At 61.3% G+C, this 23,647-nt stretch carries 22 protein-coding genes; 6 read left to right on the forward strand and 16 right to left on the reverse strand.

All coding sequences use genetic code 11. The annotated features are described in order from the left end of the window. Positions 1 to 2: 2 nt before the first annotated feature. The 12 genes from B9Z43_RS15035 to argS form a co-directional block, all read right to left on the reverse strand. Positions 3 to 1,154, reverse strand: coding sequence for an HlyD family efflux transporter periplasmic adaptor subunit (locus tag B9Z43_RS15035; protein ID WP_108326770.1), 1,152 nt, complete (start codon positions 1,152 to 1,154; stop codon positions 3 to 5). Next, on the reverse strand, positions 1,151 to 3,241 hold the full coding sequence (locus B9Z43_RS15040) for an ATP-binding cassette domain-containing protein (RefSeq protein WP_108326771.1): 2,091 nt from the start codon (positions 3,239 to 3,241) through the stop codon (positions 1,151 to 1,153). The genes B9Z43_RS15035 and B9Z43_RS15040 overlap by 4 nt, the downstream gene beginning before the upstream one ends. A gap of 19 nt (positions 3,242 to 3,260) precedes the next feature. Then, the gene (locus B9Z43_RS15045; protein ID WP_108326772.1) at positions 3,261 to 4,535 is read right to left on the reverse strand and encodes a TolC family protein; all 1,275 of its coding nucleotides are present in this window, start codon (positions 4,533 to 4,535) and stop codon (positions 3,261 to 3,263) included. 863 nt (positions 4,536 to 5,398) lie between these two features. Next, the gene (locus tag B9Z43_RS15050; protein WP_108326773.1) at positions 5,399 to 6,172 is read right to left on the reverse strand and encodes a YecA family protein; all 774 of its coding nucleotides are present in this window, start codon (positions 6,170 to 6,172) and stop codon (positions 5,399 to 5,401) included. Between the two features lie 15 nt (positions 6,173 to 6,187). Beyond that, positions 6,188 to 6,625, reverse strand: a complete 438-nt coding sequence (locus B9Z43_RS15055; protein ID WP_108326774.1) for a putative toxin-antitoxin system toxin component, PIN family — start codon at positions 6,623 to 6,625, stop codon at positions 6,188 to 6,190. Beyond that, positions 6,622 to 7,920 carry a class I SAM-dependent RNA methyltransferase gene (locus B9Z43_RS15060; protein ID WP_199222325.1) on the reverse strand — a complete coding sequence of 433 codons (1,299 nt, stop codon included), beginning with the start codon at positions 7,918 to 7,920 and terminating at the stop codon, positions 6,622 to 6,624. Before B9Z43_RS15060 ends, B9Z43_RS15055 begins: the two co-directional genes overlap by 4 nt. Positions 7,921 to 7,933: 13 nt before the next feature. Further along, the gene (locus B9Z43_RS15065; RefSeq protein WP_108326776.1) at positions 7,934 to 9,472 is read right to left on the reverse strand and encodes an RNA polymerase factor sigma-54; all 1,539 of its coding nucleotides are present in this window, start codon (positions 9,470 to 9,472) and stop codon (positions 7,934 to 7,936) included. Positions 9,473 to 9,509: 37 nt separating this feature from the next. Further along, positions 9,510 to 10,265 carry an LPS export ABC transporter ATP-binding protein gene (lptB, locus tag B9Z43_RS15070; RefSeq protein WP_108326777.1) on the reverse strand — a complete coding sequence of 252 codons (756 nt, stop codon included), beginning with the start codon at positions 10,263 to 10,265 and terminating at the stop codon, positions 9,510 to 9,512. Further along, positions 10,262 to 10,885, reverse strand: a complete 624-nt coding sequence (gene lptA / locus B9Z43_RS15075; RefSeq protein WP_108326778.1) for a lipopolysaccharide transport periplasmic protein LptA — start codon at positions 10,883 to 10,885, stop codon at positions 10,262 to 10,264. Before lptA ends, lptB begins: the two co-directional genes overlap by 4 nt. Before the next feature lie 138 nt (positions 10,886 to 11,023). After that, a complete protein-coding gene (locus tag B9Z43_RS15080; protein ID WP_108326779.1) occupies positions 11,024 to 11,665 on the reverse strand; it encodes a thiol:disulfide interchange protein DsbA/DsbL in 642 nt (213 codons plus the stop codon). 41 nt (positions 11,666 to 11,706) lie between these two features. Further along, positions 11,707 to 12,351 (reverse strand): SPOR domain-containing protein, encoded by a 645-nt coding sequence (locus B9Z43_RS15085; RefSeq protein ID WP_108326780.1) that lies wholly within the window; start codon positions 12,349 to 12,351, stop codon positions 11,707 to 11,709. Positions 12,352 to 12,357: 6 nt separating this feature from the next. Continuing rightward, positions 12,358 to 14,031: an arginine--tRNA ligase gene (gene argS, locus B9Z43_RS15090; protein ID WP_108326781.1), complete on the reverse strand. Its 1,674-nt coding sequence runs from the start codon at positions 14,029 to 14,031 to the stop codon at positions 12,358 to 12,360. A gap of 175 nt (positions 14,032 to 14,206) precedes the next feature. On the opposite strand from argS, the gene B9Z43_RS15095 reads away from it, so the two are divergent. After that, a complete protein-coding gene (locus B9Z43_RS15095; protein WP_108326782.1) occupies positions 14,207 to 14,503 on the forward strand; it encodes a PsiF family protein in 297 nt (98 codons plus the stop codon). A 75-nt stretch (positions 14,504 to 14,578) separates the two neighbouring features. Here B9Z43_RS15095 and B9Z43_RS15100 read toward each other — a convergent pair whose 3' ends face one another. Together B9Z43_RS15100 and B9Z43_RS17175 are read right to left on the reverse strand one after the other, a co-directional pair. Further along, on the reverse strand, positions 14,579 to 15,502 hold the full coding sequence (locus tag B9Z43_RS15100; protein WP_108326783.1) for a LysR family transcriptional regulator: 924 nt from the start codon (positions 15,500 to 15,502) through the stop codon (positions 14,579 to 14,581). Between the two features lie 8 nt (positions 15,503 to 15,510). Then, entirely contained in the window at positions 15,511 to 15,687 is a 177-nt protein-coding gene (locus tag B9Z43_RS17175; RefSeq protein ID WP_158270132.1) for a hypothetical protein, read from the reverse strand. Between B9Z43_RS17175 and B9Z43_RS15105 the strand changes: the two genes are divergently transcribed. The 5 genes from B9Z43_RS15105 to B9Z43_RS15125 all read left to right on the forward strand — a co-directional run bounded on the left by B9Z43_RS15105 (position 15,686) and on the right by B9Z43_RS15125 (position 20,918). After that, on the forward strand, positions 15,686 to 17,917 hold the full coding sequence (locus tag B9Z43_RS15105; protein ID WP_108326784.1) for a malate synthase G: 2,232 nt from the start codon (positions 15,686 to 15,688) through the stop codon (positions 17,915 to 17,917). The genes B9Z43_RS17175 and B9Z43_RS15105 overlap by 2 nt on opposite strands. Positions 17,918 to 18,103: 186 nt before the next feature. Then, a complete protein-coding gene (locus tag B9Z43_RS15110; protein ID WP_233250102.1) occupies positions 18,104 to 18,370 on the forward strand; it encodes a hypothetical protein in 267 nt (88 codons plus the stop codon). A 77-nt stretch (positions 18,371 to 18,447) separates the two neighbouring features. Continuing rightward, on the forward strand, positions 18,448 to 18,666 hold the full coding sequence (locus tag B9Z43_RS15115; RefSeq protein WP_108326786.1) for a cysteine-rich CWC family protein: 219 nt from the start codon (positions 18,448 to 18,450) through the stop codon (positions 18,664 to 18,666). After that, positions 18,663 to 20,147, forward strand: a complete 1,485-nt coding sequence (locus B9Z43_RS15120) for a DHA2 family efflux MFS transporter permease subunit (RefSeq protein WP_108326787.1) — start codon at positions 18,663 to 18,665, stop codon at positions 20,145 to 20,147. The genes B9Z43_RS15115 and B9Z43_RS15120 overlap by 4 nt, the downstream gene beginning before the upstream one ends. Positions 20,148 to 20,150: 3 nt before the next feature. Continuing rightward, positions 20,151 to 20,918 (forward strand): class II glutamine amidotransferase, encoded by a 768-nt coding sequence (locus B9Z43_RS15125; protein ID WP_108326788.1) that lies wholly within the window; start codon positions 20,151 to 20,153, stop codon positions 20,916 to 20,918. Positions 20,919 to 20,947: 29 nt separating this feature from the next. Here B9Z43_RS15125 and B9Z43_RS15130 read toward each other — a convergent pair whose 3' ends face one another. Then, positions 20,948 to 22,285 (reverse strand): TolC family outer membrane protein, encoded by a 1,338-nt coding sequence (locus tag B9Z43_RS15130; protein ID WP_108326789.1) that lies wholly within the window; start codon positions 22,283 to 22,285, stop codon positions 20,948 to 20,950. Between the two features lie 2 nt (positions 22,286 to 22,287). Continuing rightward, complete coding sequence (locus B9Z43_RS15135) at positions 22,288 to 23,643, reverse strand: HlyD family type I secretion periplasmic adaptor subunit (RefSeq protein WP_108326808.1); 1,356 nt, start codon at positions 23,641 to 23,643, stop codon at positions 22,288 to 22,290. Positions 23,644 to 23,647: the final 4 nt, after the last annotated feature.

Genomic DNA, 23,647 nt, shown 5'->3' on the forward strand with positions numbered 1-23,647 from the left:
GTTCATCGCTCGTTGAGTGCACCGCCAAAGGCTTTGTGCAGGGGTTTGGTGAGGTAGCTCATGATGGAGCGACGGCGGGTTTGGATGTCAATGCTGGCGGTCATGCCGTTTTTGAGCATGTCGGTGCGCAGCTTGGCGTGGGCTGTTGTGGGGCTGAGTTGGACGTGTGCTCGGTAGTAGCTGGTGCTGACGCCGGTGGGGCTGGTTTCGTTGAGGGTGTCGGAGCTGATGTAGGTGAGCACGCCTTGCAAGGTGCCGTAGGTGCTGTAGTCGAAGGCGTCAAATTTGATGGCCACGGGCAGGCCGGTGTGCAGTTGGCCGATGTCGGCGGGGTTGACCTTGGCTTCGATGACCATGTCGCTGTCGGTGGGGGAGATTTGCATCAATTCGTCCCCAGCACGAAGCACACCACCGACGGTGTTGACCTTGAGGTATTTGACGATGCCAGCGGTGGGGGTGGTCAGCTCGGTGTGCTCGAGCACGCTTTGGCGTTCTTCGAGTTTGTATTGGTGGGAGGACAGTTCGTCTTCGAGCCGGATGACTTCTTGCCGTGCTTCTTGTTGGTATTTGTTGAGTATCGCTTGCAGGCGGCTTTCGATTTCGCTCACTTGCCTTTGTGTGCGCAGCACCTCGACTTTGCTGACGTCGCCCGTTTTGAACAGGTTCAGGTTGAGTTGGTGTTCTTCGAGGGCCAGTTTCAAGGCCAGGCGCTGGGCCTGCAGTTCATCGTCGAGTGTTTGGCGCCGTTGCTGGTAGTGGGCCATTTGCGCTTGGATGAATTGCGGGTAGCGTTGCAGTGCGGGTGCAAACACCGGTGGACGTTGTTGTGCTTCTGCATGGGCGCGCACCAGGGCGGTTTGCACGGAGGCCACTTTGGCCTGGGTTTCCGAGTAGGCGGCGTGGCTGCGGTCTTTTTCGAGCAGGGCCAGGCGCTCGCCTGCTTGCACGACTTGGCCTTCATGGACGAGGATTTCTGACAGCACGCCGCCATCGGCGGTTTGGATGATTTGGGTTCGTGTGCCGGGGATGATCTGGCCTGTGGCGCGCACGGTCTGGTCGATTTCAAACCAGCTGGCCCAGGCCATGAACCCTATCAGGCCGCTGGCCATGACCAGCGTCATGCTGGGGCGAAGGTGTTCGAAGGGGCGTTTCATGTTTCGGCTCCATGGGGCGGGGTGTGCCCGGCCAGACGGGCCAAGGCGCTGTGCTTGGCTTCGTCCAGGACGATTTGGTGTTGCGCGATGACGATGACGCGGTCCACCAGCTCCAGCAGTTCGCTTTTGTGGGTGACCATGACGAGCGTGTCTTCGGGGCGCAGCCGGTGCTTGAGCACTTGGATGATGCGTTGCTCGATGTGCTTGTCCATCGATGCGGTGGGTTCGTCCAGCAGCCAGATGCGAGGGCGCCGCAGGATCACGCGTGTGAAATTGAGCAGTTGCCGTTGGCCGCCCGACAGTCCGGCGCCGCCTTCGTCGATGGTTTGGTGCAGGCCTTGGGGGTGGGGCTGGATGACGTTGGCCAACAAGCCTGTTTCGTTCGCCGCAGCAAGGATGGCTTCGTCGCCGGGGTCGGGCAGGCCCAGGATCAGGTTTTCGCGCAGGGTGCCGGCAAACAGGCGGCCTTCTTGTTGCAGGTAGCCCAGGCGTTCGCTGAGCACGGGTTTGGCAATGTGCGACAGGTCAATGCCGTCCAGCGTGATGGTGCCCAGTTGCGGTTTGTACATGCCGCTGAGCATGCGCAGCAGGGTGGTTTTCCCGGAGCCGATGGGCCCCAGAACGCCGATCTTTTGTCCTGCTGCGATGTGCAGCCTTGGGATGTTCAGTGCCGCTGTGACGCCGTGGCTGAATTGCAGTTTGTCGATCAGGTAGTCGCCTCGCACGTTGCTCAGCACAATCGGGTGGTCGATGCCGTGGTGGTCGTCTTGCAGGGCCCACAGCTGTTCCAGCGATTTGAGTGCGGCTTTGGCGTGCGCCCATTGTGTGATCTGGCTGGGCAGTTGGCTGACGGGGGTGAGGATGCGGCCCGACAAAATGGTGCAGGCGATCAGTGCGCCCATGGTCATTTCGCCGTGCGAGACCCACAGCGCACCGATGGCGACCATGAGCACATAAGACAGTTGCTGCATGGCGGCGATCAGGTATTGGTTGTGTTCGCCAAGTTGCCGCATCTGGTTTTCTTCGACCCGGGCTTGGTCCACGTTTTGCATCCAGCGGGTCAGCATGCGCCAGCCGCTTTGCCCGGATTTGATGGTCTCGGCGCCTTCGATGGCTTCCACCAGCAGGCCTGTTTTGCGGTGGCTGGCTTGTTGCGCCTGCACGCCCAGTTGTTCGATGCGGCGGTGTGACCACAGGCCCAGCGCCACCGATGCGGCCAGGAACGCGAGCGGGATCGCTGCCAACGCGCCACCCAACATGACCACGATGCTGGTGAACACCAGGGCGAAGGGTATTTCCACCAGCCATTGGGTGGCGCTGGCGGTCAGAAACTGGCGGATGGTTTCGTAGCCTCTGAGCTGGGAGGCCAAGGCGCCGACTTTGCGGGGCATTTGGTCAAGCCGAATGGCCAAGAATTTGGCATAGACGGCGCGTGCCAGGTGTTGGTCAACGTGGTCAACCACGTTTTCGTACAGCCGCGAGCGCGTCCATTTGGCCAACAGTTCAAAGCCGGTGGCGCCGATCACGCCCAGCGTCAAGACCCACAGCGTTTGGCTGGCTGAGGTGGGGATGACGCGGTCGTACACCTGCATGCTGTACATCGATGCGGCCAGGGCGACGAGGTTGATCATCACGCTGCCGGCGAGGGCTTCGAGCAGTTCTTTGCGGCGTGTGCCCAGGGCTCTTTTGATTTGCGCCACAACGGGGCTGGCGTCGTTGGATTTTTCAAAACGCAGTTGCGCCACCAGCACGTCGTCGAGCGTGGGCAGTGTGATTTCTTGCCAGCCCGATTGGGCTGTGCTCCAGCTCTCCAGCACCCATTGGCCTTGGGCGGATTGGCTGTGCAAGACTGCCCAGCCGGTTTGCGGGCGATGCACCAGGCAGGGCAGGCATGTGGGGTCGACCTGGCGTGGCTGCGGCCACAGCAAGTGCAATGACGGCCAGTGTTGGGCAAACGCTTGCAGTTGCTTGTGTGGGTCGGTTTGCTTTTGGGCGCTGTCGGTCATGGTGACCAGGACCGCGTTTTTGTCGAGGAATTGGCCTTGTCGTTGTGCCAGGCGCAGCAGTGCGGGGAACAGTGTGATCATGTGTGTAGGGGCCGGTCTCTCAGGGCGTGGGCGACAGGTGTGCCAGGCCTTGCGTGAAGATGTGCAATCGCCAGGCACTGGTCAGGGCGGTGGCTTGTGCGTCGGACAGCTGGAGGTGTGCCTGGGTCAATTCGCGTGCTGCATTCATCACGTCGATCCAGGTTTTGCGGCCTGCATTGAATTGCCGGGCATAGGCTTCGTTGATGGCCTGGTTGGCTTGCGCATGCGCTGCCAGACTGGCCAGGCGATCCTGGCTGGTGCGCAGCCATTGCACATCGGTGCTGATTTGTTCTTGCAGGCTCAGGTGTGCGGCGGCGACGTCGGCTTCGAGGGCCTTTTCCCGTTGCTGCAGGATTTCCATTTGCTGGATCAGGCTCAGACCCGCGCCTGTGGAGGCGCTCAAGCCGACGAACATGCGGTTGGTGGAGAACGGTTGGGTGGTGTAGGGGCTGCCCGATTGGTGTTCTGCGCGCACATAAACCTCGGGCCAGCGGGCGGCTTCTTTTTCTTCCCGCTCGTGGCTCAGAATGGCTTGTTGTGCTTGCAGGCGTTGCAGTGTGGGGGCATGGTTGACTGCTTGCGCATACAGCGCGTCTTCGGCCTGGGTGTTGATGGCGGGCGGCGGCGTGGTGCTGCTTTGCAGATGTTGAGTCTCCAGTGGCTGGTGGCTCAGTTGCTGCAGTTTGGCCAAAGCCACCGCGGTTTGCATGCGCGTGTTTTGCAGCTCGGCACGGGTTTGTTCCAGCCGTGCGGTGCTCAGGGTCACTTCGCCTTGCGCGGAGGCGCCTTCTTGGGCACGGTGGCTGATTTGCCGCTTGAGCTCGGCGTGAACGGCCAGGCTGTTGTTCAGTGCCTGGGTTTTTTGTTGGGCAGCCCACCACTCACCATAGGCTTGAACGACGCGCAAGCTCAGTTGCCATTGCGCTTCGCCAAGTTGGGCCATGGCCAGTCTGTTTTGTGCACGCGCTTTGTCCAGGCTCGCTGTGAGGCGACCGCCGGTCCACAGCGGTTGCTGCAAGCGCGCCAAAGCCACCGGGCGACCGCTGGCGTAGGCGCTGTCCATGGGGCTGTTGGTTTGCGCCTTTTCCCAGCTCAGTGAGAAGGTGGGCAAAAACTGTTGCTGTGCCAGCGTGATCTCTGATTCGCTGGCCTGCAGTTGAGCTTGTTGTGCCCGGATGCTGGGGTGACTTTCGAGGCTGGCCGCAATGAGCTGATGCAGACTTTGTGCATGGAGCCATTGGGGCCACAAAAAAATCAGCAATACCGATGCAGGCAGCTGGATAAAAAACTTCATGGTGTCGCCGCCGATGTCCTGTATTTCTTCAACCGATCTCGTTTTTGTAAACAATCAAAATGTTATTTTTGATTTATTCGATTAATCAAATATCAGGACTTGTAAATTTGAGCGGTGCGGACGTCACGGAACCCTTCCTTCGCTGTCCTGGCGACCCCCATTCCGTCATCGCGAGGAGCGAAGCGACGTGGCGATCCAGGAGCCGCAGCAATCCATATCAAAACGAGTCATCAGGCGGCACACTGGACATGCTTGACCGTTACCCATCGCCCTTCGTCACGCCGGGCTTGACCCGGTATCTACGCCTCTTTGTCATGCCGGACTTGATACGGCATCCATGCAGTTGAAGATGGACCCCGGGTCTTCGCCCGGGGTGACATTGGGGTGCGGGGTGAAATTGGAAGGGAGGCGTGAAATTGGAAAGGTGGGGTGAAATTGGATGGGCTGGGGGTGACAGCGCTCTTTCCGTCATCCCGGGCCTGACCCGGGATCCATTTCCCCTCGGTCATGCCGGGCTTGACCCGGTATCCACGCCTCTTTGTCATGCCGGACTTGATCCGGCATCCATGCAGTTGCAGATGGACCCCGGGTCTTCGCCCGGGGTGACATTGGGTGTGCGGGGTGACATTGGGTGTGCGGGGTGACATTGGAAGGGTGGGGTGACCGCTCCCCACTGTCATCCCGGGCCTGACCCGGGATCCACTTCCCCTCTGTCATCCCGGGCCTGACCCGGGATCCATCCCCTTCACGGCTGGATTGCCGCGCTTCGCTCGCAAGGACAGGAGGCGGCTGGATTGCCGCGCTTTGCTCGCGATGACGCTTATGTCGTCATCGCGCGGCGCGAAGCGACGTGGTGATCCCGTTCAGGCGCCGCAGCACTTTTTGTATTTCTTGCCGCTGCCGCACGAGCAAGGGTCGTTGCGGCCGGGGGTGGCGGCTTTGATGACTTGTTCCACGCGGGGGCCGATGTTGCGCCAGATTTCGCGCAGGTCGTACACGGCCCACAGGGCTTCGCCGTAAGCGTTCAGGCGGTTTTCGCTGACGCTGGGGGGGCCGTCTTCGGACAGGGCGGACAGGGTGGGGGTGTCGGCGTCGTCTTCGGTCAGGGCCACGATGGCTTCGAGCGACAGGTCGTGCCACTTGGCGGCGTCTTTGTCTTTGGGGGCGGCCCATTCGTCGGACCAGTTCTCGACCGCGAACATGAAGCCCAGTGCCCAGACTTGCGCAAAGGCGGGGATTTCGTTGTCGTCGATTTCGGCGCGTTCTTCTTCGGGCAGCGTGGCGATCGCACCGCGCACGTCCATCACTTCGGGGGCGTAGGCCTTGTCGTCGTCCAGTGCTTCCACGGGGGTGTCGAGCGACAGCTGGATCTCGTCAAAGCGGCGTTGCCACAAGGCCAGGAATTGCTGGCGCTGGGCATCGTCGGCAAAGCTGCCGCCTTCTTCGCCTTCGTCCACACCCAGCAGCATGGGCAGCCATTCGCCTTCAGGGATGGGGCGGCGGCAGCAGACCATGGCGGCCATGAAGCCTTCGCAGAACTCCCATTGCGGCGTTTCTTCAAAACGCTCGCGCAGGTCGTCGAGGATGTTGTCCAGGGTGTCGAAGTCTTCGGCTTGCAAGCCAGCGGTGGTGTTCATGGGGTGTTCCGGTGATCAGGCGAGGATTGTAGGGTTGAGCGCCACGCCGCAGCGCTCCAGACGTTTGCGCATGCACAGCACCTGCGCGTCTTTGCTGTGCAAGCTGGCGGTGTGGGCCACGGCCAGGTCGATGAATTTTTGGTCGTCCGGGTCTTTGCAGGCGTATTCGGCTTTGGGCGCGTCGGGCTGCAATTGGGCCCAGCGGTCGAAGTGGCCGAGCACGGCGCTGGCAGGCAGTTCGCGGTGCGTCAAGCGTTTGGCGATTTGCGGGTAGGCCAGCACGCGGGCCAGCTCTTCGCGCATGGCGGTGGTGGCCAGCCATTGCGTGTGGCCGTTTTCGACGCTCAGGCGCAGGGCCTCGGCGCGGGGTTCGTCAAACACCCACAGGTCGAGCACGATGTTGGTGTCCAGCACGCAGCGTGCCGGGGCCTGGCCGCCCTGCGGTGCGCTCATGGCGCAGGTGTTCCGGCGGCCCCCGGGGTGGGGGTATCTGCAGCGGTGCGCTTCAAGCTGCCTTTGACCATGTCAAAGCGGAACAGGCGGCATTCGATGGGGCCGTTCCACATGGGCACGCGGCGCGATTCTTTCAGGCGCATCTTGCTGGGCAGCTTCAGGTCGGGCGTGAGCATCCAGGCGCTCCAGCCGCTGTAGTTTTTCTTCCAGTGGCTGGCCAGTTGGGCGAAGAAGTCGCCGCCGTCGTCAACCTGTGCGGTTTCGCGGTGGTGGCTTTGGTCGGCTGCACGCGAACTGGCCAGGGCGCCCGGCTGGAAGTTGTCGCGTCCACGCCCGGCCACACCGGCCGCTGCAATGCGCTCGCCATAGGGCGGGTTGAGCAGCATCACGCCGGGGGTTTCGCTGGGCGGCATGCGTTGCAGCGCGTCGCCACCCCGGAACTCGACCACGCCCGACACACCAGCACGCTCGGCATTGCGTTCGGCAAAGTCGACCATGCGGAAGGCCACATCGCTGCCAAAAATTGGCGCCGTGGGTTCGTGCTCCAGGTCGCGGGCTTCTTCGATCAAGCCTTGCCAGACGTGGTTCTGGAAGGGCAGCAGTTTCTCGAAACCAAAGCGCCGCTGCAAACCGGGCGCGATGCCGCAGGCGATTTGCGCCGCTTCGATCGGGATGGTGCCGCTGCCGCAGCAAGGGTCGTACAAAGGCACGGTGGCGTCCCAGCCGCTGGCGGCGATCATGGCGGCGGCCAGGGTTTCCTTCAAAGGCGCGTCGCCCTTGTCGGTGCGCCAGCCGCGCTTGAACAAAGGCTCGCCCGAGGTGTCGATGTACAGGTTGAGGGTTTCCGGCGTCACGTGCGCGTAGATGCGCACGTCAGGCCAGGAGGTGTCGACGCTGGGGCGCTCGCCGCGCTTGGCGCGGAAGCGGTCGGCCACGGCGTCTTTGATCTTGAGTGCGGCAAAGTTCAGGCTGGTCAGCGGGCTGTGCTGCGCGGTGATCTCGATCTTGAAGGTCTGCTTGGGCGTGAACCAGATCTCCCAGGCCACGGCGCTGGCGCCCTGGTACAGGTCGTTTTCGTTGCGGTAGGGCGTCTCGGACAGCTGCACCAGCACGCGCTGGGTCAGGCGGCTGTGCAGGTTGATGCGTTGGGCATCGCGCCACGAAGCGCGGGCCATCACGCCGCCGCGGCCGGTCAGCAGGTCTTGACCGGTCAGGCCGGTGATCTGGTGGATTTCGTCGGCCAGAAAGCCCTCAACGCCGGCGGCGCAGGGCATGAAAAGTTGGAGTGAGTTCACGGCAGCAGGTTTCTCAAAGTGTTTTGCGCAGGTTGGCGGGCGCGATCTTCAGGGCTTCACGGTATTTGGCCACGGTGCGGCGTGCGCAGTCGATGCCTTGTTCCTTGAGCATTTCCGAGATCTGGTTGTCCGACAGGGGTTTGGCTGGATTTTCGGCGGCCACCAGTTGTTTGATCAAGGCCCGCACGGCGGTGCTCGACGCGGCATTGCCGCTGTCGGTGCCCAGGCCCGAGCCAAAGAAGTATTTGAGCTCAAACGTGCCTTGCGGCGTGGACATGTATTTGGCCGTGGTCACGCGGCTGATGGTGGACTCGTGCATGCCCAGCTCGTCGGCGATCTCGCGCAGCACCAGCGGTCGCATGGCCAGCTCGCCTTGAACCAGAAAGTTTTTCTGCCGCTCCACGATGGCAGAGGACACGCGCAAGATGGTGTCAAAGCGTTGCTGGATGTTCTTGATGAACCAGCGCGCTTCTTGCAGGCGCTGCTGCAGGCCTGCGTGCGACTCGCCCTTGCCGCCACGCAGGGCGTTGGCATAGATGTCGTGCACACGCAGCTTGGGCATCACGTCGGGGTTGAGCTGGATGCGGAACTTGGGTGCGCCGGTTTTGCGCAGGTTGGTCACGATCACATCGGGCACGATGATGTTTTGCTCGGCCTGCACAAAGGGGCGGCCCGGCTTGGGCTCCAGCCGCGCAATGAAGGGGATGGCCGCTTTGATCAGCGCTTCGCTTTCGCCGGTCAGCCCGGCCAGGCGTTTGAAGTCGCGCTTGGCCAAAAGCTCCATGGGCTGGCCGCAGACCTTGAGTGCGGCTTGCATGGTCGCGTGGGTCGGGTCGTCCTGCAGCAAGGCCTTGATCTGGATGCGCAGGCATTCGGACAGATCGCGGGCGCCCACCCCAACCGGCTCGAGCGATTGCAGCAAACCCAGCGCCACTGTGAAGCGGTGCACCAGCTCGTCCAGCTGTTCGTCGTCTTCGCTGCCCGCCAGGCTGGCGGCCAGCTCGGGCAGGGTGTCGGTCAGGTAGCCGTCGTCATTGAGCGACTCGATCAAAAAGCGCAGGGCGGCGCGGTCGATCTCGGACAGGCGCAGTGACAGGGCTTGTCGGTGCAAAAACTCGGTCAGCGAGCCCATGCTGCGGGCCAGCTCCACCGCATCGGCGGTGTCGTCGCCATGGTTTTGGCGCGATCCGGCTTCGCCGCCCCATTCGCTGTCGTCGGGGCGCATCTCGACGCTGCCGTCGCCGTCCCAGCTTTCGGCCACATCGCTCACGGCTTCGCTGGTGACTTCGCTGGGGCCATCGTCGTGGCTGGATTCGCTGGCGCTTTCGCTCACGCGGTCGCCCAGGCTGACATGGCTGTCGGCCTGCTCCAGGCCAAATGCTTCTTGTGGGGCCTCTTCGTCGGTGCGTTCGAGGAAGGGGTTTTCGTCGAGCATTTGCTCGACTTCTTGCGTCAGCTCCAGCGTGGACAGCTGGAGCAAGCGGATCGATTGTTGCAACTGGGGCGTGAGCGCCAGGTGCTGCGACATGCGCAGCGACAGACCTGGTTTCACGCTGCAGCTCGCATGTCGAATGTCAAATCAGGGCGCATCACATTCGGAAGTGTTCGCCCAGATAGACGCGCCGCACATCGGCGTTGGCCACGATCTCTTCGGGGGTGCCTTGGGCCAGCACATGACCGTCGCTGATGATGAAAGCGTGGTCGCAAATGCCCAGCGTTTCGCGCACGTTGTGGTCGGTGATCAGCACGCCAATGCCGCGCTGTTTGAGGAAGGCGATGATGCGCTGGATCTCGATCACGGCGATCGGGTCGATGCCGGCGAATGGCTCGTCCAGCAAGATGAAGCGCGGGTCGGTGGCCAGCGCACGGGCAATCTCCACGCGGCGGCGCTCGCCGCCCGACAAGGCCACAGCAGGTGAGTCGCGCAGGTGGTCGACCCGCAAATCGGCCAGCAAAGCGTCCAGCTTTTGTTCAATCTCGGCACTGCCGAGCGGGCGTCCTTGCGCGTCGGTGTGCAGCTCCAAAATGGCACGCACATTCTCGGCCACCGACAGCTTGCGAAAGATGGAGGCTTCTTGCGGCAGGTACGACAAGCCCATGCGTGCACGTTTGTGGATGGGCATGCGGGTCACGTCTTCGCCGTCGATCAGGATCTGGCCGCCATCGGCGCGCACCAGGCCCACGATCATGTAAAACGAGGTGGTCTTGCCCGCACCGTTGGGGCCGAGCAAGCCGACCACTTCGCCTTTGGACACTTTCATCGACACGTCGTGCACGACTTTGCGGCTGCCGTAGGATTTTTTCAGATGCCGCGCTTCCAGGCAGCTGGTGGGGGTGTCGCTCATGGTTTTTTGCTTTCGCCCAAAGAGGGGCTGGTGCGCAGCACCGGTGCCAGGGCGGGGGCCGTGTCTGTGCCCTCTTTGCGGGGGGTGATCACGGCACGCACGCGCTCGCCACGCCCGTTGGCGGCCTGACCTTTGGCTTGGCCATCCACGGTCATCACCTCGGTGGTGTTGTTGAAGACGATTTTCTCGCCCGTCACACGGTTGGCCACTTCGGTGCCGCGCAAGATGCGGCCTTCAGCTCGCTGCACCAGCGTCATTTGATCGGCTTGTTTGTCGTAGATGGCGGTTTCGGCTTCGCCCTCGGTGTATTCGTCGACGCCTTCACGTTTTTGGCGAAAGAAAACCCGCTGTTTGGGGGCGGCCCAAAATTGCGCCAATTGCTGGCCTTTGCCGTCTTCTTGTACTTCCATGCGGTCGGCGCGTATGACCAGGGTGCCTTTGACCGCGACCACATTGCCGTTGAATTGGGTCAGTTTCAGACCTTCGTCGTGGCGCATGTTGTCCGCCTCGATGTTCATGGGCTTGTCTTTGTCGGCTTTTTCAGCGTGCACGGGCGCACAGAGCAGGCCCCAGCTCAGGGCTGCACCGGCGATCAAGTGGAGAAAAGTTTTAAAAGGCATGAATCTTGCTGTTCGAGGCTTTTTGATTGTAGGCGCAAGCGTCTGCATATCGGCACCGATACCGCAGCTTGGCCACAAAAAAGCCCGCGCAGGCGGGGCCTGGGCGGGCTTTGGCTCCGAATGGGTGCATGCCAGAGGTCAAGTGCGTGTGCGGCTTTGTGCGATGAGCGATTCGGCCACCTTGATGGCGCGCTCCATGCTGCCGGCGATCGAGCCATCGGTGTAAAAGCGGCCGGCAATGCCAAAGGAGGGCACGCCTTCGACCTTGTAGTCGTTTTGCAGTTGCACGGCGCGTTTGAGTTTGCTGGCCACGCCAAACGATTTGTAGGTCTCGCTGAACTTGGCTTTGTCCACGCCTTGCTTGGCCACCCAGTCCAGGATGGCCGCTTCGGTGTTGAGCGGCTGCTTTTCAGCATGGATGGCGGTGAACACTTTGGCGTGCAGGCTGTCCAGCAGGTTCATCGCTTCGAGTGCAAAGAACAAACGTTGTTGCGGTGCAAAGTCGTCGCGAAAAGCCACAGGCACGCGGCGCACCACCACGTCTTTGGGGGCGTTTTTGACCCATTGCGCAAATGTGGGCTCAAACGCACTGCAGTGTGGGCAGCTGTACCAAAAGAACTCGATCAGCTCGATCTTGCCCGCTGCGGCGTCGGTGCTCACGGGGCGCTCCAGCGGCAAATAGTCTTTGCCCGCTTTGAACAAGGCTTGCGCCCAAGCCGTGGATTGACTCAGCCAAGCAGAAGTGGCGAGCAAAGCGCCAGAAAAAAGACGGCGTTTCATGGGGTCTCCTCAGTGGGTGTTGGGCGGGTGGGGCGGGGCGCTCAGCGCTGCACCCGCACCAAGGTGTTTTCAATGCTGCTGCTTTCGAGACGGGCGCGCACTTTTTCGGCCGCAGCCTTGTCATCGTAAGGCCCCAAGCGTACGCGGTAAACCGTGCGTCCGCCTTGATCCCGCTCAGAGACCTTGGCGTCCAGCCCCATCATGGCCAGTTTGGCTTTTTGGGCATCGGCATCGGCCGCGCCACGGTAGGCGCCCACCTGGATCACGTAGTCAAAGGGGTCGCCCGCGTTGGCGTTGGCGGCCGGTGTGGACAAGCCCGATTTGGCTTTGGCCAGGTCACCCAGCGGGTCGGCCGAGACGGCGGGCGGGCGGGCATCGGGCTTGGCCGGTTCGACAGGGGCAGCAGCAGTCTTGTCGATCGGCTTGGGCTGCATTTCTGCACTGGGCACGATCGGTGAAGGGGGCTGTTCGGCGGACGGCTTGGTCTGGAGCACCGTGTTCGGATTCCAGTCCTTGTTCTTTTGCGACTCAGCAGTGTCTTGCTCGGACGAGCGGGGCTGGTTTTTGTTGGAAAACGGTGTGGGCACCTTGGTCACATAGATGGCCACAGCCAGTGACAGGCCCAAGCCCACCACCAGACCGATGATGACGCCCATGAACGTTCCGCCGCGTTGAGAGTTTTTCATTGTCATTTACATCTTGGCAGGTGCTGACACACCCAGAACTTTCAAGCCGTTTTGCAGCACCTGAGCCGTGGCCGCCACCAGCGCCAAACGGGCTTTCTTGACGGCTTCGTCGTCCACCAGAATGCGTTCGGCATCGTAGTAGCTGTGGTACAGCGAGGCCAGATCGCGCAGGTAGAAGGTCACGTCGTGCGGGGCGAAGTCGTTGGCCGCAGAGGTCAACATTTCGGGGTACTTGGCCAGGGCCAGCATCAGCGCATGGGCCTGTGGGCTTTGCAGAGCAGACAGGTCGGCATGCGTGAGGCTGGCTTTGTCGCCACCCCAGGCGCTCAGCACCGAGCAGATGCGTGCGTGGGCGTACTGCACGTAGTACACCGGGTTGTCGTTGTTTTGTGCCAGCGCCAAGTCGATGTCGAAGATGTATTCGGTGTCAGGCTTGCGGCTGAGCAAGAAGAAACGCACCGCGTCCTTGCTGGTCCACTCGATCAGGTCGCGCAGCGTGACGTAGCTGCCGGCGCGCTTGGAGATCTTGACCTCTTCGCCGCCGCGCATCACGCGCACCATGGTGTGCAACACGTAGTCGGGGTAGCCTTCCGGAATGCCGACGCCTGCGGCCTGCAGGCCAGCGCGCACACGGGCAATCGTCCCGTGGTGGTCGGTGCCCTGGATGTTCACCACGCGCGTGAAGCCGCGCTCCCACTTGGTGATGTGGTAGGCCACATCGGGCACAAAGTAGGTGTAGGTGCCGTCGCCCTTGCGCATGACGCGGTCTTTGTCGTCGCCGTAGTCGGTGGACTTGAGCCACAGCGCGCCGTCTTGTTCGTAGGTCTTGCCCGCGTCCTTGAGCTTTTGCACGGCCGCATCGACCTTGCCGCTGGTGTACAGGCTCGACTCCAGGTAGTAGTTGTCGAACTTGACGTCAAAGGCCTTCAAGTCCAGGTCTTGTTCGTGGCGCAAATAGGCCACAGCGAACTGGCGCATGCCGTCCAGGTCGTTCACATCGCCGCTGGCGGTGAATTCGCGGTCGTCGGACTTGACGGTTTTCTTGGCCAAAAAGTCGTTGGCGATGTCCTGGATGTAGTCGCCGTTGTAGGCGGCCTCGGGCCACTCGGCGTCACCGGGCTTGAAGCCCTTGGCGCGCAGCTGGGTGGAGTTGGCCAGGGTGCCGATCTGCACACCTGCGTCGTTGTAATAAAACTCTCGGTAAACCTGCTGGCCTTGTGTGGCCAGCAAATTGCAAATGGCATCGCCCAAAGCGGCTTGGCGGCCGTGACCCACGTGCAGCGGGCCGGTGGGATTGGCCGAGACAAATTCCACCAGCACCTTGTGGGCTTGCGCGGGTTGATCGCCAAAGCATTCGGCCGCTTGCAGCACTTCGTGAACGATGGCCTGCTTGGCGGCGTCTTTGAGGCGGATGTTGATGAAGCCCGGGCCCGCCAACTCAATGGCGTCGACCCAGCGCTCGAAAGCGGGGGTGGCCAGCAAGGCGGCGCGCAGCGTTTCGCCCAGTTGCCGGGGGTTTTGTTTCAGGGCCTTGGCCAATTGCATGGCGGCCGTGCAGGCCAGGTCGCCGTGGGCGGCGACCTTGGGGGATTCAAAGGCGGCCCGTGCGCCTGCGCCGGGCTGGAGTTTGTCGAGCTCGGCGGCCAGGGCCGTGAGCAAATGTTGTTTGGCAGAAAGCATGGGGTGGATTTTACGGGGCGTGGCCCGGTCTGCGCGGATGAACGCTTTTGTGTGTGTTCATTTACAGTTGATTACAAGCTCGCGCTGGACAAATCGCCAGCCCAAGTGCCCTAATGCATGCGGCGCTGAAATGCATGTCGCGCCACCATCCATCTTCACCATCAGGGAGTTTCATATGCGTCACGGTTTCACAGTTCTGGCTTTGGGTTTGGCATTGGCTTCGGGTTGGGCGCAGGCCGCCGACCCGGCACCCGCTGAAAAAACCCCGCAGCAAAACAAAATGGCCACTTGCAACAAAGAGGCCGACGGCAAAAAAGGCGATGAGCGCAAAGCCTTCATGAAAGACTGCCTGAGCGCCAACAAAAAAGAAACCCAGCAAAACAAGATGAAAACTTGCAACGCTGAAGCCAAGGAAACCGGCAAGAAGGGCGACGAGCGCAAAGCCTTCATGTCCGAATGCCTGAAAAAGTGATGGCGTCCGCAGGGCGCCTGTCCTGTTGACTGTCTCCAAAGCCTGACACTTGTCAGGCTTTTTTCATGGGGGCGGTCACAGGCCGGTGCGTTGCCAGAACTCGGCTTGACCGTAGTTTTGTTTGAGGTGATCGATCCACAGGCGCACCCGCAAAGGCAAATGCTTGCGCTGTGGGAATACCACGTAGATGCCGTTGGGCGGTGCGGCAAAGTCCTCCAGCACCGCCACCAACTGGCCAGCCTGAATTTCGGCCTCGACCTCCCAGGTGCTGCGCCAGGCGATGCCGTAACCGGCCAGACACCAGTCGTGCAGCACCTGACCGTCCGAGCAGTCCAGTGGGCCGCCGGGGCGCAGATGGATCACCTCGCTGCTGCCGCCCTCGGTGCGAAAGGCCCAGCCCCGGGTTTGCGAAGCGTCGCTCGACAAGGTCAGGCAGTCGTGGTGCAGCAAATCGGATGGTTGCTGCGGTGTGCCGCGCCGTGCCAAGTAGGCTGGTGTGGCCACGCACAAGCGGCGGTTGTCGGCCATGCGCACACTGACCAAAGACGAGTCGGGCAAATCGCCCACGCGCACGGCGCAGTCAAAGCCTTCGCCCGCCAGGTCCACCACGCGGTCCGACAGGTTCAGCGAGATCGTCACATCGGGGTGCAGTTCGCGGAACTTGGGCACCAGCGGCGCCACATGCCGCCGCCCAAAGCCCGCAGGGGCCGTGATGCGCAAATGCCCGCTGGCCTTGACGCCACCGGCCGAGACACTGGCTTCGGCATTGGCCACGTCTGAGAGTAGGCGCTGACAATCTTCCAGAAAGGCGCTGCCCTCGTGCGTGAGGGTGATGCGCCGCGTGGTGCGCACCAGCAGCTTCACGCCCAGGTGCTCCTCCAGCGCGTCCAGCCTGCGCCCAATGATGGCCGGGGCCACGCCCTCGCCGCGGGCGGCGGCCGTCAGGCTGCCCTTGGTGGCAACCGAGACAAAGGTGTCGAACGCTTTGAGCTTGTCCATGGGGGCAATTATGCTTTTTTGCCGGATATTTGTGCAAAAAAGTCACGGGTTAATGAATTTTTGCCGTCTTTATCCGCATCGAAACTTAGAATAAAGTCCTTCCCATGCTGCAAAGTCTTTCGCGCCCAAGCGCGCAGGGTTGGCAGTGCGCCCGAATTCCTTTTTTCAACATCCGAGGTTCCCATGACCGAACGCACCGCGATTCACAAGCTGCAAGTGGCCAATCCTTTGCTGAGCTTCATCAACGACACCCTGTTGCCCGCCACTGGCGTGGACAAGGACAAGTTCTGGGCTGGCTTTGACAGCATCGTGGCCGATTTGGCCCCCAAGAACATCGCCCTGCTGGCCGAGCGTGACCGCATCCAGACCGCCATGGACGAGTGGCACACCGCCAACCCCGGCCCCGTGCCCGCTGGCAAGGCCATGAAGGCTTACCGCAAATACCTGAGCCAAATCGGTTACCTGGTGCCCGAGCCACGCAACGCCCAAGCCACCACCGCCAACGTGGACGCTGAGTTGGCCAAGCTCGCAGGCCCCCAACTGGTGGTGCCGATCTTGAACGCCCGCTACGCCCTGAACGCCGCCAACGCCCGTTGGGGCAGTTTGTATGACGCGCTGTACGGCACAGACGCCATCAGCGAAGCCGACGGCTGCGAAAAAGGCACGGGCTACAACCCCAAGCGCGGCGCCAAAGTCATCGACTACTGCCGCAACGTGCTCGACCGCTGCGCACCGCTGAAGACCGGCTCGCACGTGGGCAGCAAGGGCTACATCGTCAAAGCCGGCAAGCTGGTGGTGACCCTGGCCAATGGCAAAAACTCCACCTTGGCCGATGCCAAGCAATTCGTGGGTTACACCGGCGATGCCAAGGCACCTGCCTCGGTGCTGTTTGTGCACAACGGCCTGCACCTCGACCTGCAAATCAACAAGACCACTGCGATTGGCAAGACCGACCCCGCTGGCGTGTCCGACCTGATCGCTGAAAGCGCGCTGTCCACCATCCTCGACCTGGAAGATTCCGTGGCCGCTGTGGACGCCGACGACAAAGTGCTGGCCTATGCCAACTGGCTGGGCATCTTGCAAGGCAGCCTGAGCGAAGAAGTGCAAAAGGGCGGCAAGACGTTCACCCGCACCATGAACGGTGACCGCGAGTACACCAAGCCCACAGGCAAAGGCACCGTCAAACTGCACGGTCGCTCGCTCATGTTCGTGCGCAACGTCGGTCACCTGATGACCAACCCCGCCATCCTCTACAAAGCCGCTGACGGCAGCATGAAAGAGATTCCTGAAGGCATTCTGGACGCCATGGTCACCGTGACCTGCGCCCTGGTGGACTTGCAGAAAAAGTCTTCGCACCCGCTGCGCAACAGCCGCACCGGCAGCGTCTACATCGTCAAGCCCAAGATGCACGGCCCCGCCGAAGTGGCGTTTGCCGACGAACTGTTTGGCCGCGTGGAAAAAGTCATCGGCATGAAGCCTTCCACCGTGAAGCTGGGCATCATGGACGAAGAGCGCCGCACCAGCGCCAACCTGAAAGCCTGTATCGCCGCTGCCAAGAGCCGCGTGGCCTTCATCAACACCGGCTTCCTGGACCGCACCGGCGACGAAATGCACACCTGCATGTTGGCCGGTCCTGTCATGCGCAAGGGCGACATCAAGAACAGCACCTGGCTGGGTGCCTACGAGAAGAACAACGTCAACGTGGGCCTGGCCTGCGGCCTGCGCGGACGTGCCCAGATCGGCAAAGGCATGTGGGCCATGCCCGACCTGATGGCCGACATGCTCAAAGCCAAGATCGGTCACCCCATGGCCGGTGCCAACACCGCCTGGGTGCCCAGCCCCACCGCTGCCACGCTGCACGCCATGCACTACCACCAAGTGGACGTGCCTGCGCTGCAAAAGCAGATGGAAAAAGCCGTGGCCAAGCAAGACCCGAAACAACTGCGCGAAGACACCCTCAACGCCTTGCTGCAGTTCCCCGTGGTGGCCAAAGACGCCGCCAACTGGTCTGAAGAAGACAAGCAAAAGGAACTCGACAACAACGCCCAAGGCATCTTGGGTTATGTGGTGCGCTGGGTGGACCAAGGCGTGGGCTGCTCCAAGGTGCCCGACATCAACGGCGTGGGCCTGATGGAAGACCGCGCCACGCTGCGCATCTCCAGCCAGCACATGGCCAACTGGTTGCACCACGGTGTCGTGACCGAAAAGCAAGTCAAAGCCACCATGGAGCGCATGGCGGCTGTGGTGGACGCGCAAAACGCGGGCGACGTGGCTTACCAGCCCATGGCGGGCAACTTCGCCAAGTCGGCCGCCTACAAAGCCGCTTGCGATCTGGTCTTCAAGGGCAAGGCGCAACCTTCCGGTTACACCGAGCCATTGCTGCACGCTTGGCGTTTGAAGGTCAAGGCGGCCTGATCGGTCCGCTCATGCCGGACGGGTTCCGGCATCTGTGAAAACGGCTCCCTCGGGAGTCGTTTTTCGTTGGCGCTTGAGCAGGCCATCTCCCAGACTTTGGGGCATGCATAAGCAGCCCCAAGGGCAAAAGCAGACGAGGCATGGGTTCAAATCGAAGATGCTATGGAACCTGCTGTAATAGGGTGCATGACCCCCATTTCAAACTCCACCTCCAAGGACCGCATGCGCTGGATTGACCGAATCCCGCTGCTTTGGCTGGCGCTGATTGCGGTTTATCTCGCTGTCGCCCCTTTTGTGCCAGAGCCTCATCTGAGTGAGAAATGGCGCATGTTGTTTCAAGGCACGCTGAGTCGGCCGATCGATATTTTTGATTTGTTCTTGCACACCACGCCGCTCGTGTTGTTGGCTGTGCGGCTGTGGCGCGATGCGCAGCGCCGCCAGAACAAAAACTGAAACGCCTGTTGACCTGGCCTGGGTCCAAGGTCGCACCAAAGACCTAAACTTGATGCTTTACCGCCACCACCCTTGCCATGAGCGTTTGTTCCACCGTTGACCCTTGCCTTTGCCCCCTGTGCGGGCAAGCCAACCGCTGCGCCATGGAAGCACCGGCCCATGAACAGGCGCAGGCGGCTTGCTGGTGCACCCGTGAACAATTCAGCGCGGCCTTGCTGCGGCAAATTCCAGATGCAGCCAAAGGCAAAGCTTGCATCTGCCAGGCCTGCGTCCAGAAAGCAGCGCAAGCGACATGAGTCAAGACCCGCACAGCCTGCAGGCCCTCAAGGTCCGTTATGGCGAGCGCCACCGCTGGCTGCTGCTCTTGTCGGTGATGCTGGGCACCATGGCCTCGGTCATGTCGTCCACCATCATGAACGTGGCCATCCCCGACATGAGCCAGCATTTCACGCTGGGCCAGACGCGGGTGCAGTGGGTCAGCTCGGGCTTCATGGTGGCCATGACCGTGTCCATGCTGACCACGCCCTGGTTGCTCTCGCGCTTTGGTTACCGCCGCACCTACGAAATTTGCATGCTCATGCTGTTGGGCGGCGGCATCGCGGGCGGCTTGGCCGACGATTACAGCTGGGTGCTGGTGGCGCGCATTGTGGAAGGCTTGGCCGCCGGTGTGGTGCAGCCGATCCCGGTGATCATCATCATGAACGCCTTCGCCCCCGAAGAGCGCGGCCGCGCCAGTGGCCTGTTTGGTACAGGCGTGGTGTTGGCCCCTGCCATCGGCCCGAGCGTGGGCGGTTTGCTGGTCGATGCCTTTGGCTGGCGCTCCATCTTTTTCATGGTCGTACCGCTGGCGCTGGCCGCGCTGTGGCTGGCGCGGCGCTACGTGCCCACCACCGCACCCGGCGGCGTGCAGGCCAATGCTGCCTCGGGCCGCCTGGACTGGTGGGGCCTGTTGATGGCGTTGCTGGGCACGGTGCTCTTGCTCAATGGCATGGTCACCTGGCGCGAATCGGGCACCGCGCAGGGCCTGCCTTTGCTGCTGGGCGCCGCCCTCATGGCCGCATGCTTTGTGGCTTGGCAAATGCGTTTGCAGCGGCGCTTTCAGCACCACGCCACCGGCGCACAGGCGCCCTTGATGGACTTGCGCGTGTTCACCCACCGCAGTTTCCTGATGGGGTCTTTGGTGGCCGTGACCTATGGCACCGCGCTGTTTGGCTCCACTTATCTGCTGCCGGTGTTCATGCAAAGCGGCCTGGGTTTGTCGGCCTCGTATGTGGGCTCGGCCCTGTTGCCTGCGGGCTTCATGTTGGCCATCACCATCACCTTGGTGGGGCGCTGGGCCGACCGCACCGACAAACGGTATTTGGTGTTGGTGGGCCTGGTGCTGTTGACGTGCTCGTTTGCACTCATGAGCACGGTCGACCCGGACCGGGGCTTGCTGGCCCTGTGGTTGTGGACCATCGTGGGCCGCATCGGCCTGGGCTTCATCTTGCCTTCGCTCAACCTCGGGGCCATGCAAGGCATCCCGGCGCACCTGATCCCGCAGGGGGCCAGTGTGGTCAATTTTTTGCGCATGCTCGGCGGCGCAGCCGGTGTCAGCCTGTGCGCCATCGTGCTGGAGTGGCGGCTGGGCGCCATGGGCGTGGCTTTGCTCGGCGCTGGCGATGCCCATGCCCGCTTGCAGGCCTTCCACCACACCTTCTGGTTTTTGGCGGTGCTCACCGCGCTGGCCATCATCCCGGCCTGGCTCATGTCCGCGCCCGCCCACAAGAAAGACTGACCCATGTGCCAACTGCTCGGCATGAACTGCAACACCCCGACCGATGTGACCTTCAGCTTCAGCGGCTTTGCGCAGCGCGGCGGCGTGACCGACCACCACAGCGACGGCTGGGGCATCGCGTTTTTTGAAGGGCGCGGCGTGCGCCACATGGTGGACCACCAAAGCGCCAGCACCTCGCCGGTGGCCGAGCTGGTGCGCCGCTACCCGATCAAAAGCACCAACGTCATCGCCCACATCCGCAAAGCCACGCAAGGCGAGGTGAGCCTGGAAAACTGCCACCCCTTTGTGCGCGAACTGTGGGGTCGCTACTGGGTGTTTGCGCACAACGGCAACCTGGTCAATTTCGAGCCGCGCCTGCACGGCAACTTCAAACCCGTGGGCCAGACCGACAGCGAGCGCGCCTTTTGCTGGCTCATGCAAGAGCTGGCCAAGTCACACGCCAGCGTGCCCAGCGTGCAAGAGCTGTCGCTCACGCTGCGCGAACTGGTGCCGCACATCGCCAAGCACGGCACCTTCAACTTTTTGCTGTCCAACGGCCAGGCCTTGTGGGCGCATGCCAGCACGCAGCTGCACTATGTGCTGCGCCGCCACCCCTTCAGCCAAGCCACCTTGAGCGACGAAGACCTGAGCGTGAACTTTGCCGAACACACCCGCGAGACCGACCGCGTGGCCGTGGTCGTTACGCAGCCACTGACCACCAACGAGGCATGGGTGGCCTTCGAGCCGGGACGGGTTTACACGTTTGAAGACGGTGACGTGTCTGGCACTTGAGCCGTGCCCTCCCTGTGGACCTTGCGACTTCATCGAAAGTACGCGGCAATCTGCTCCATGTCTTGTTCGTCAACCAGTCCGGTGTGTGCTTTGATACGCAGCCAAGCTTGCAAATAACTCAGGCGTGCTTGTGCTTGATCTTTCTTGACCGTATGCAGTTGCTGCATCGCATTGAGCAAGTCTGCATTGACGCGTTGTCCGCCCGTGATGCTTTTTCGAACGGCGATGACCAGGTTCTCCGCGGAATCCACCGCTTCTTTCAACGCTTCGATCCGCGTCCCACCCGTTCGGATTTGATTGAATTGCTTGCGCAAATCCACCATCACCTCATTGATCTTGGCGTTGAGCAAAGCCTGTGATTTTTCGTAGTTGGCTGCTGTTTGTTGCGATGTCGCAGAAACAGCCCCGCCACTGTACAAAGGCAGGGTCAATTGCACCCCTGTACTTTGATTGTTCAGCCGCTGATTGATCGTATTGACAGTCTCTGACAGGCTGCGGCTGACGCTGGCGACGAGATCCAGTCGCGGCAAATGTCCTGCACGGCTTCGCTCCATGTCTTGTCGGGCGGCCTCCATCGCATGACGCAGGGCCCGAATGTCGGGGTTGTTGTCGTGTGCCAGTTGTTGCCATTCTTCGATCGTTGCAGGCAGCAGCGGCCGTAATGTGAAGTCTTGCCTTGGGCCGCGCATGTTTTCAAATTCAGAACGAACTTCATCACCGGCTATGCCCTCAAGCTGTCGCTGTGCAAAGTCCAGCGATGCTTGTGCTTCCAAAAACTGGGCCTCTGAAATCAGATACCGAGAGCGTGTCTCCAGAACATCGGTGCGTGTGCTCTCGCCTTTTTTCCACATGGCCTCATTGGCCTTCATCACTTCGCGCAAAGAATTCAATTCAGCCTGAGTCAGCGCCACCTGCTCTTTGGTAAACAGCACATTGGCGTAAGCCTCCATCAGTCGAATGGCCAGGGCATTGGCTTGAACATCAAAAGTCGCCAGGCTTTGGCTCGTCTGAGCTACGCCTTGTCTGTAGCGTGCCAAACCCTCGAAATTCACCAAAGGCTGACGCAGGGAAAGCACGTTCGACTGGCTTCTGTAGTCGGGGCTGTCTGTGACCGATTTGCCCAAAATGTCCTGTGTTCGGGTCAATTTGTTTTGACTGTCGCTGTATGACCACTGAAGGACCGGCAGCAAATTGGACCGGCCAATTTCTTGGTATTGCAGGCCGGCATCACGTTCACGCAAAGCCGCTTGAAATTGCGCGTCGTTTTGCAAAGCCGCTTGATATGCACGCACCAAATCGAGTGACCATGCAGAGCACGTCGCGGCCATGCCTATGAAAGCAGCCGAGGCTAAAAAGGTTTTCCTCATGCTCACTCCTCACGCAGCGCAGAGTGAACGCGGTCCAAAATGGGGCGGATCAAGTAATTGAGCATCGTACGCTCGCCGGTCTTGACGAATACCTCAACCGGCATGCCGGGACGAACTTTTTCATCCCGCAAACGAACGATGCCTGCGGCGGTCGCCTCGGCATACAACTTGAAGTAAGGCGCGCCGGTTTTTTCATCCGTCAATCGGTCTGCGGAAACCTTCGTGACAACGCCAGCGATGTGAGGCGTCTTGCGCTGGTTGAAAGCAGTGAACATCAGCTCAACAGGCAATTCGGGTTTGACCTTGTCTATCAGATGGACAGGCACCTGGCCTTCAATTTCCAAACGTGCATCTTGAGGAACCACATCCATGATGCGAAAGCCAGGGCTGATGACTGCGCCAGGGGTGAACACTGACAAGGCCACAACAGCGCCATCTGCAGGAGACTTCACCTCGGTGTTGCTCAAAGCGAAATCGGCTGCAGCCAGGCGCTGGGCAGCACTTTCGGTGTCGCGTTGAATCTCGGTCAACTGCGATCGGACCTCTTTCTTGTATTCCTGCAGGCGCTGTTCCTTGCGCATGGTGACTTCCTGGATTTGCTTTTCCAGGCGACCAATGTTGCCAGTATCCTCGGCCAACGCGCCTTTGAGTTGAGCACTCTGCCGATCCAGTTCCAGCATCCGGTTGCGCGGCACATAGCCTTCGCTGGCCAATTCACGCATGTTGTTCAACTGCTCGTCCATCGTGATCAGTTGGCTGCGTTTTTCCTGGCGCGATTGCAGCAGGCCCTTGAGTTGAAATTCAACACCCTGAATCGATTGATCCATGCTGGCCAGTTCGCTTTGCAGCGCCGCGCGGCGGCTGGCAAACAACTGCAATTGCAACTGCAGCAGGCTCGGCACACGGGGGTCGGCTTTGCTGGTGGCATCGCTGATCAGCATGTCTGGAAATTTAACGGCCGCAGCGCCCGTGTCTTCTGCTTTCAGCCGTGCCTCCATGGCGCGCCCTGTCAGCACCTGAAAGCGCATCATCTCCGCATCTGCTCGAGCTTGTGTCACATTCATGCGGGCCAGCACTTGGCCCACCTTGACCACATCGCCTTCACGCACCAGCACTTCGTCGACGATGCCCCCGGTCGGATGCTGCACAGACTTGCGGTTGCCAGCCACGATCACCGTGCCTTGCACTTGCACACCTTGGTCAAGCGGAGCTATGGCCATCCAGCCCAGAGAGCCCAGAACGCCAGCCAGCACAATGATCCAGCCCCAGCGGCTGTAACTGCGTTCATCCAGAGGGCCGCCCGGCTCGGGTTTGGGGTTCACATCGGTCACTTCTGTGGCAGTAGGATTCGTCGGCATATTC

This window comes from Limnohabitans sp. MMS-10A-192, assembly GCF_003063335.1.
Taxonomy (GTDB): domain Bacteria; phylum Pseudomonadota; class Gammaproteobacteria; order Burkholderiales; family Burkholderiaceae_C; genus Limnohabitans_A.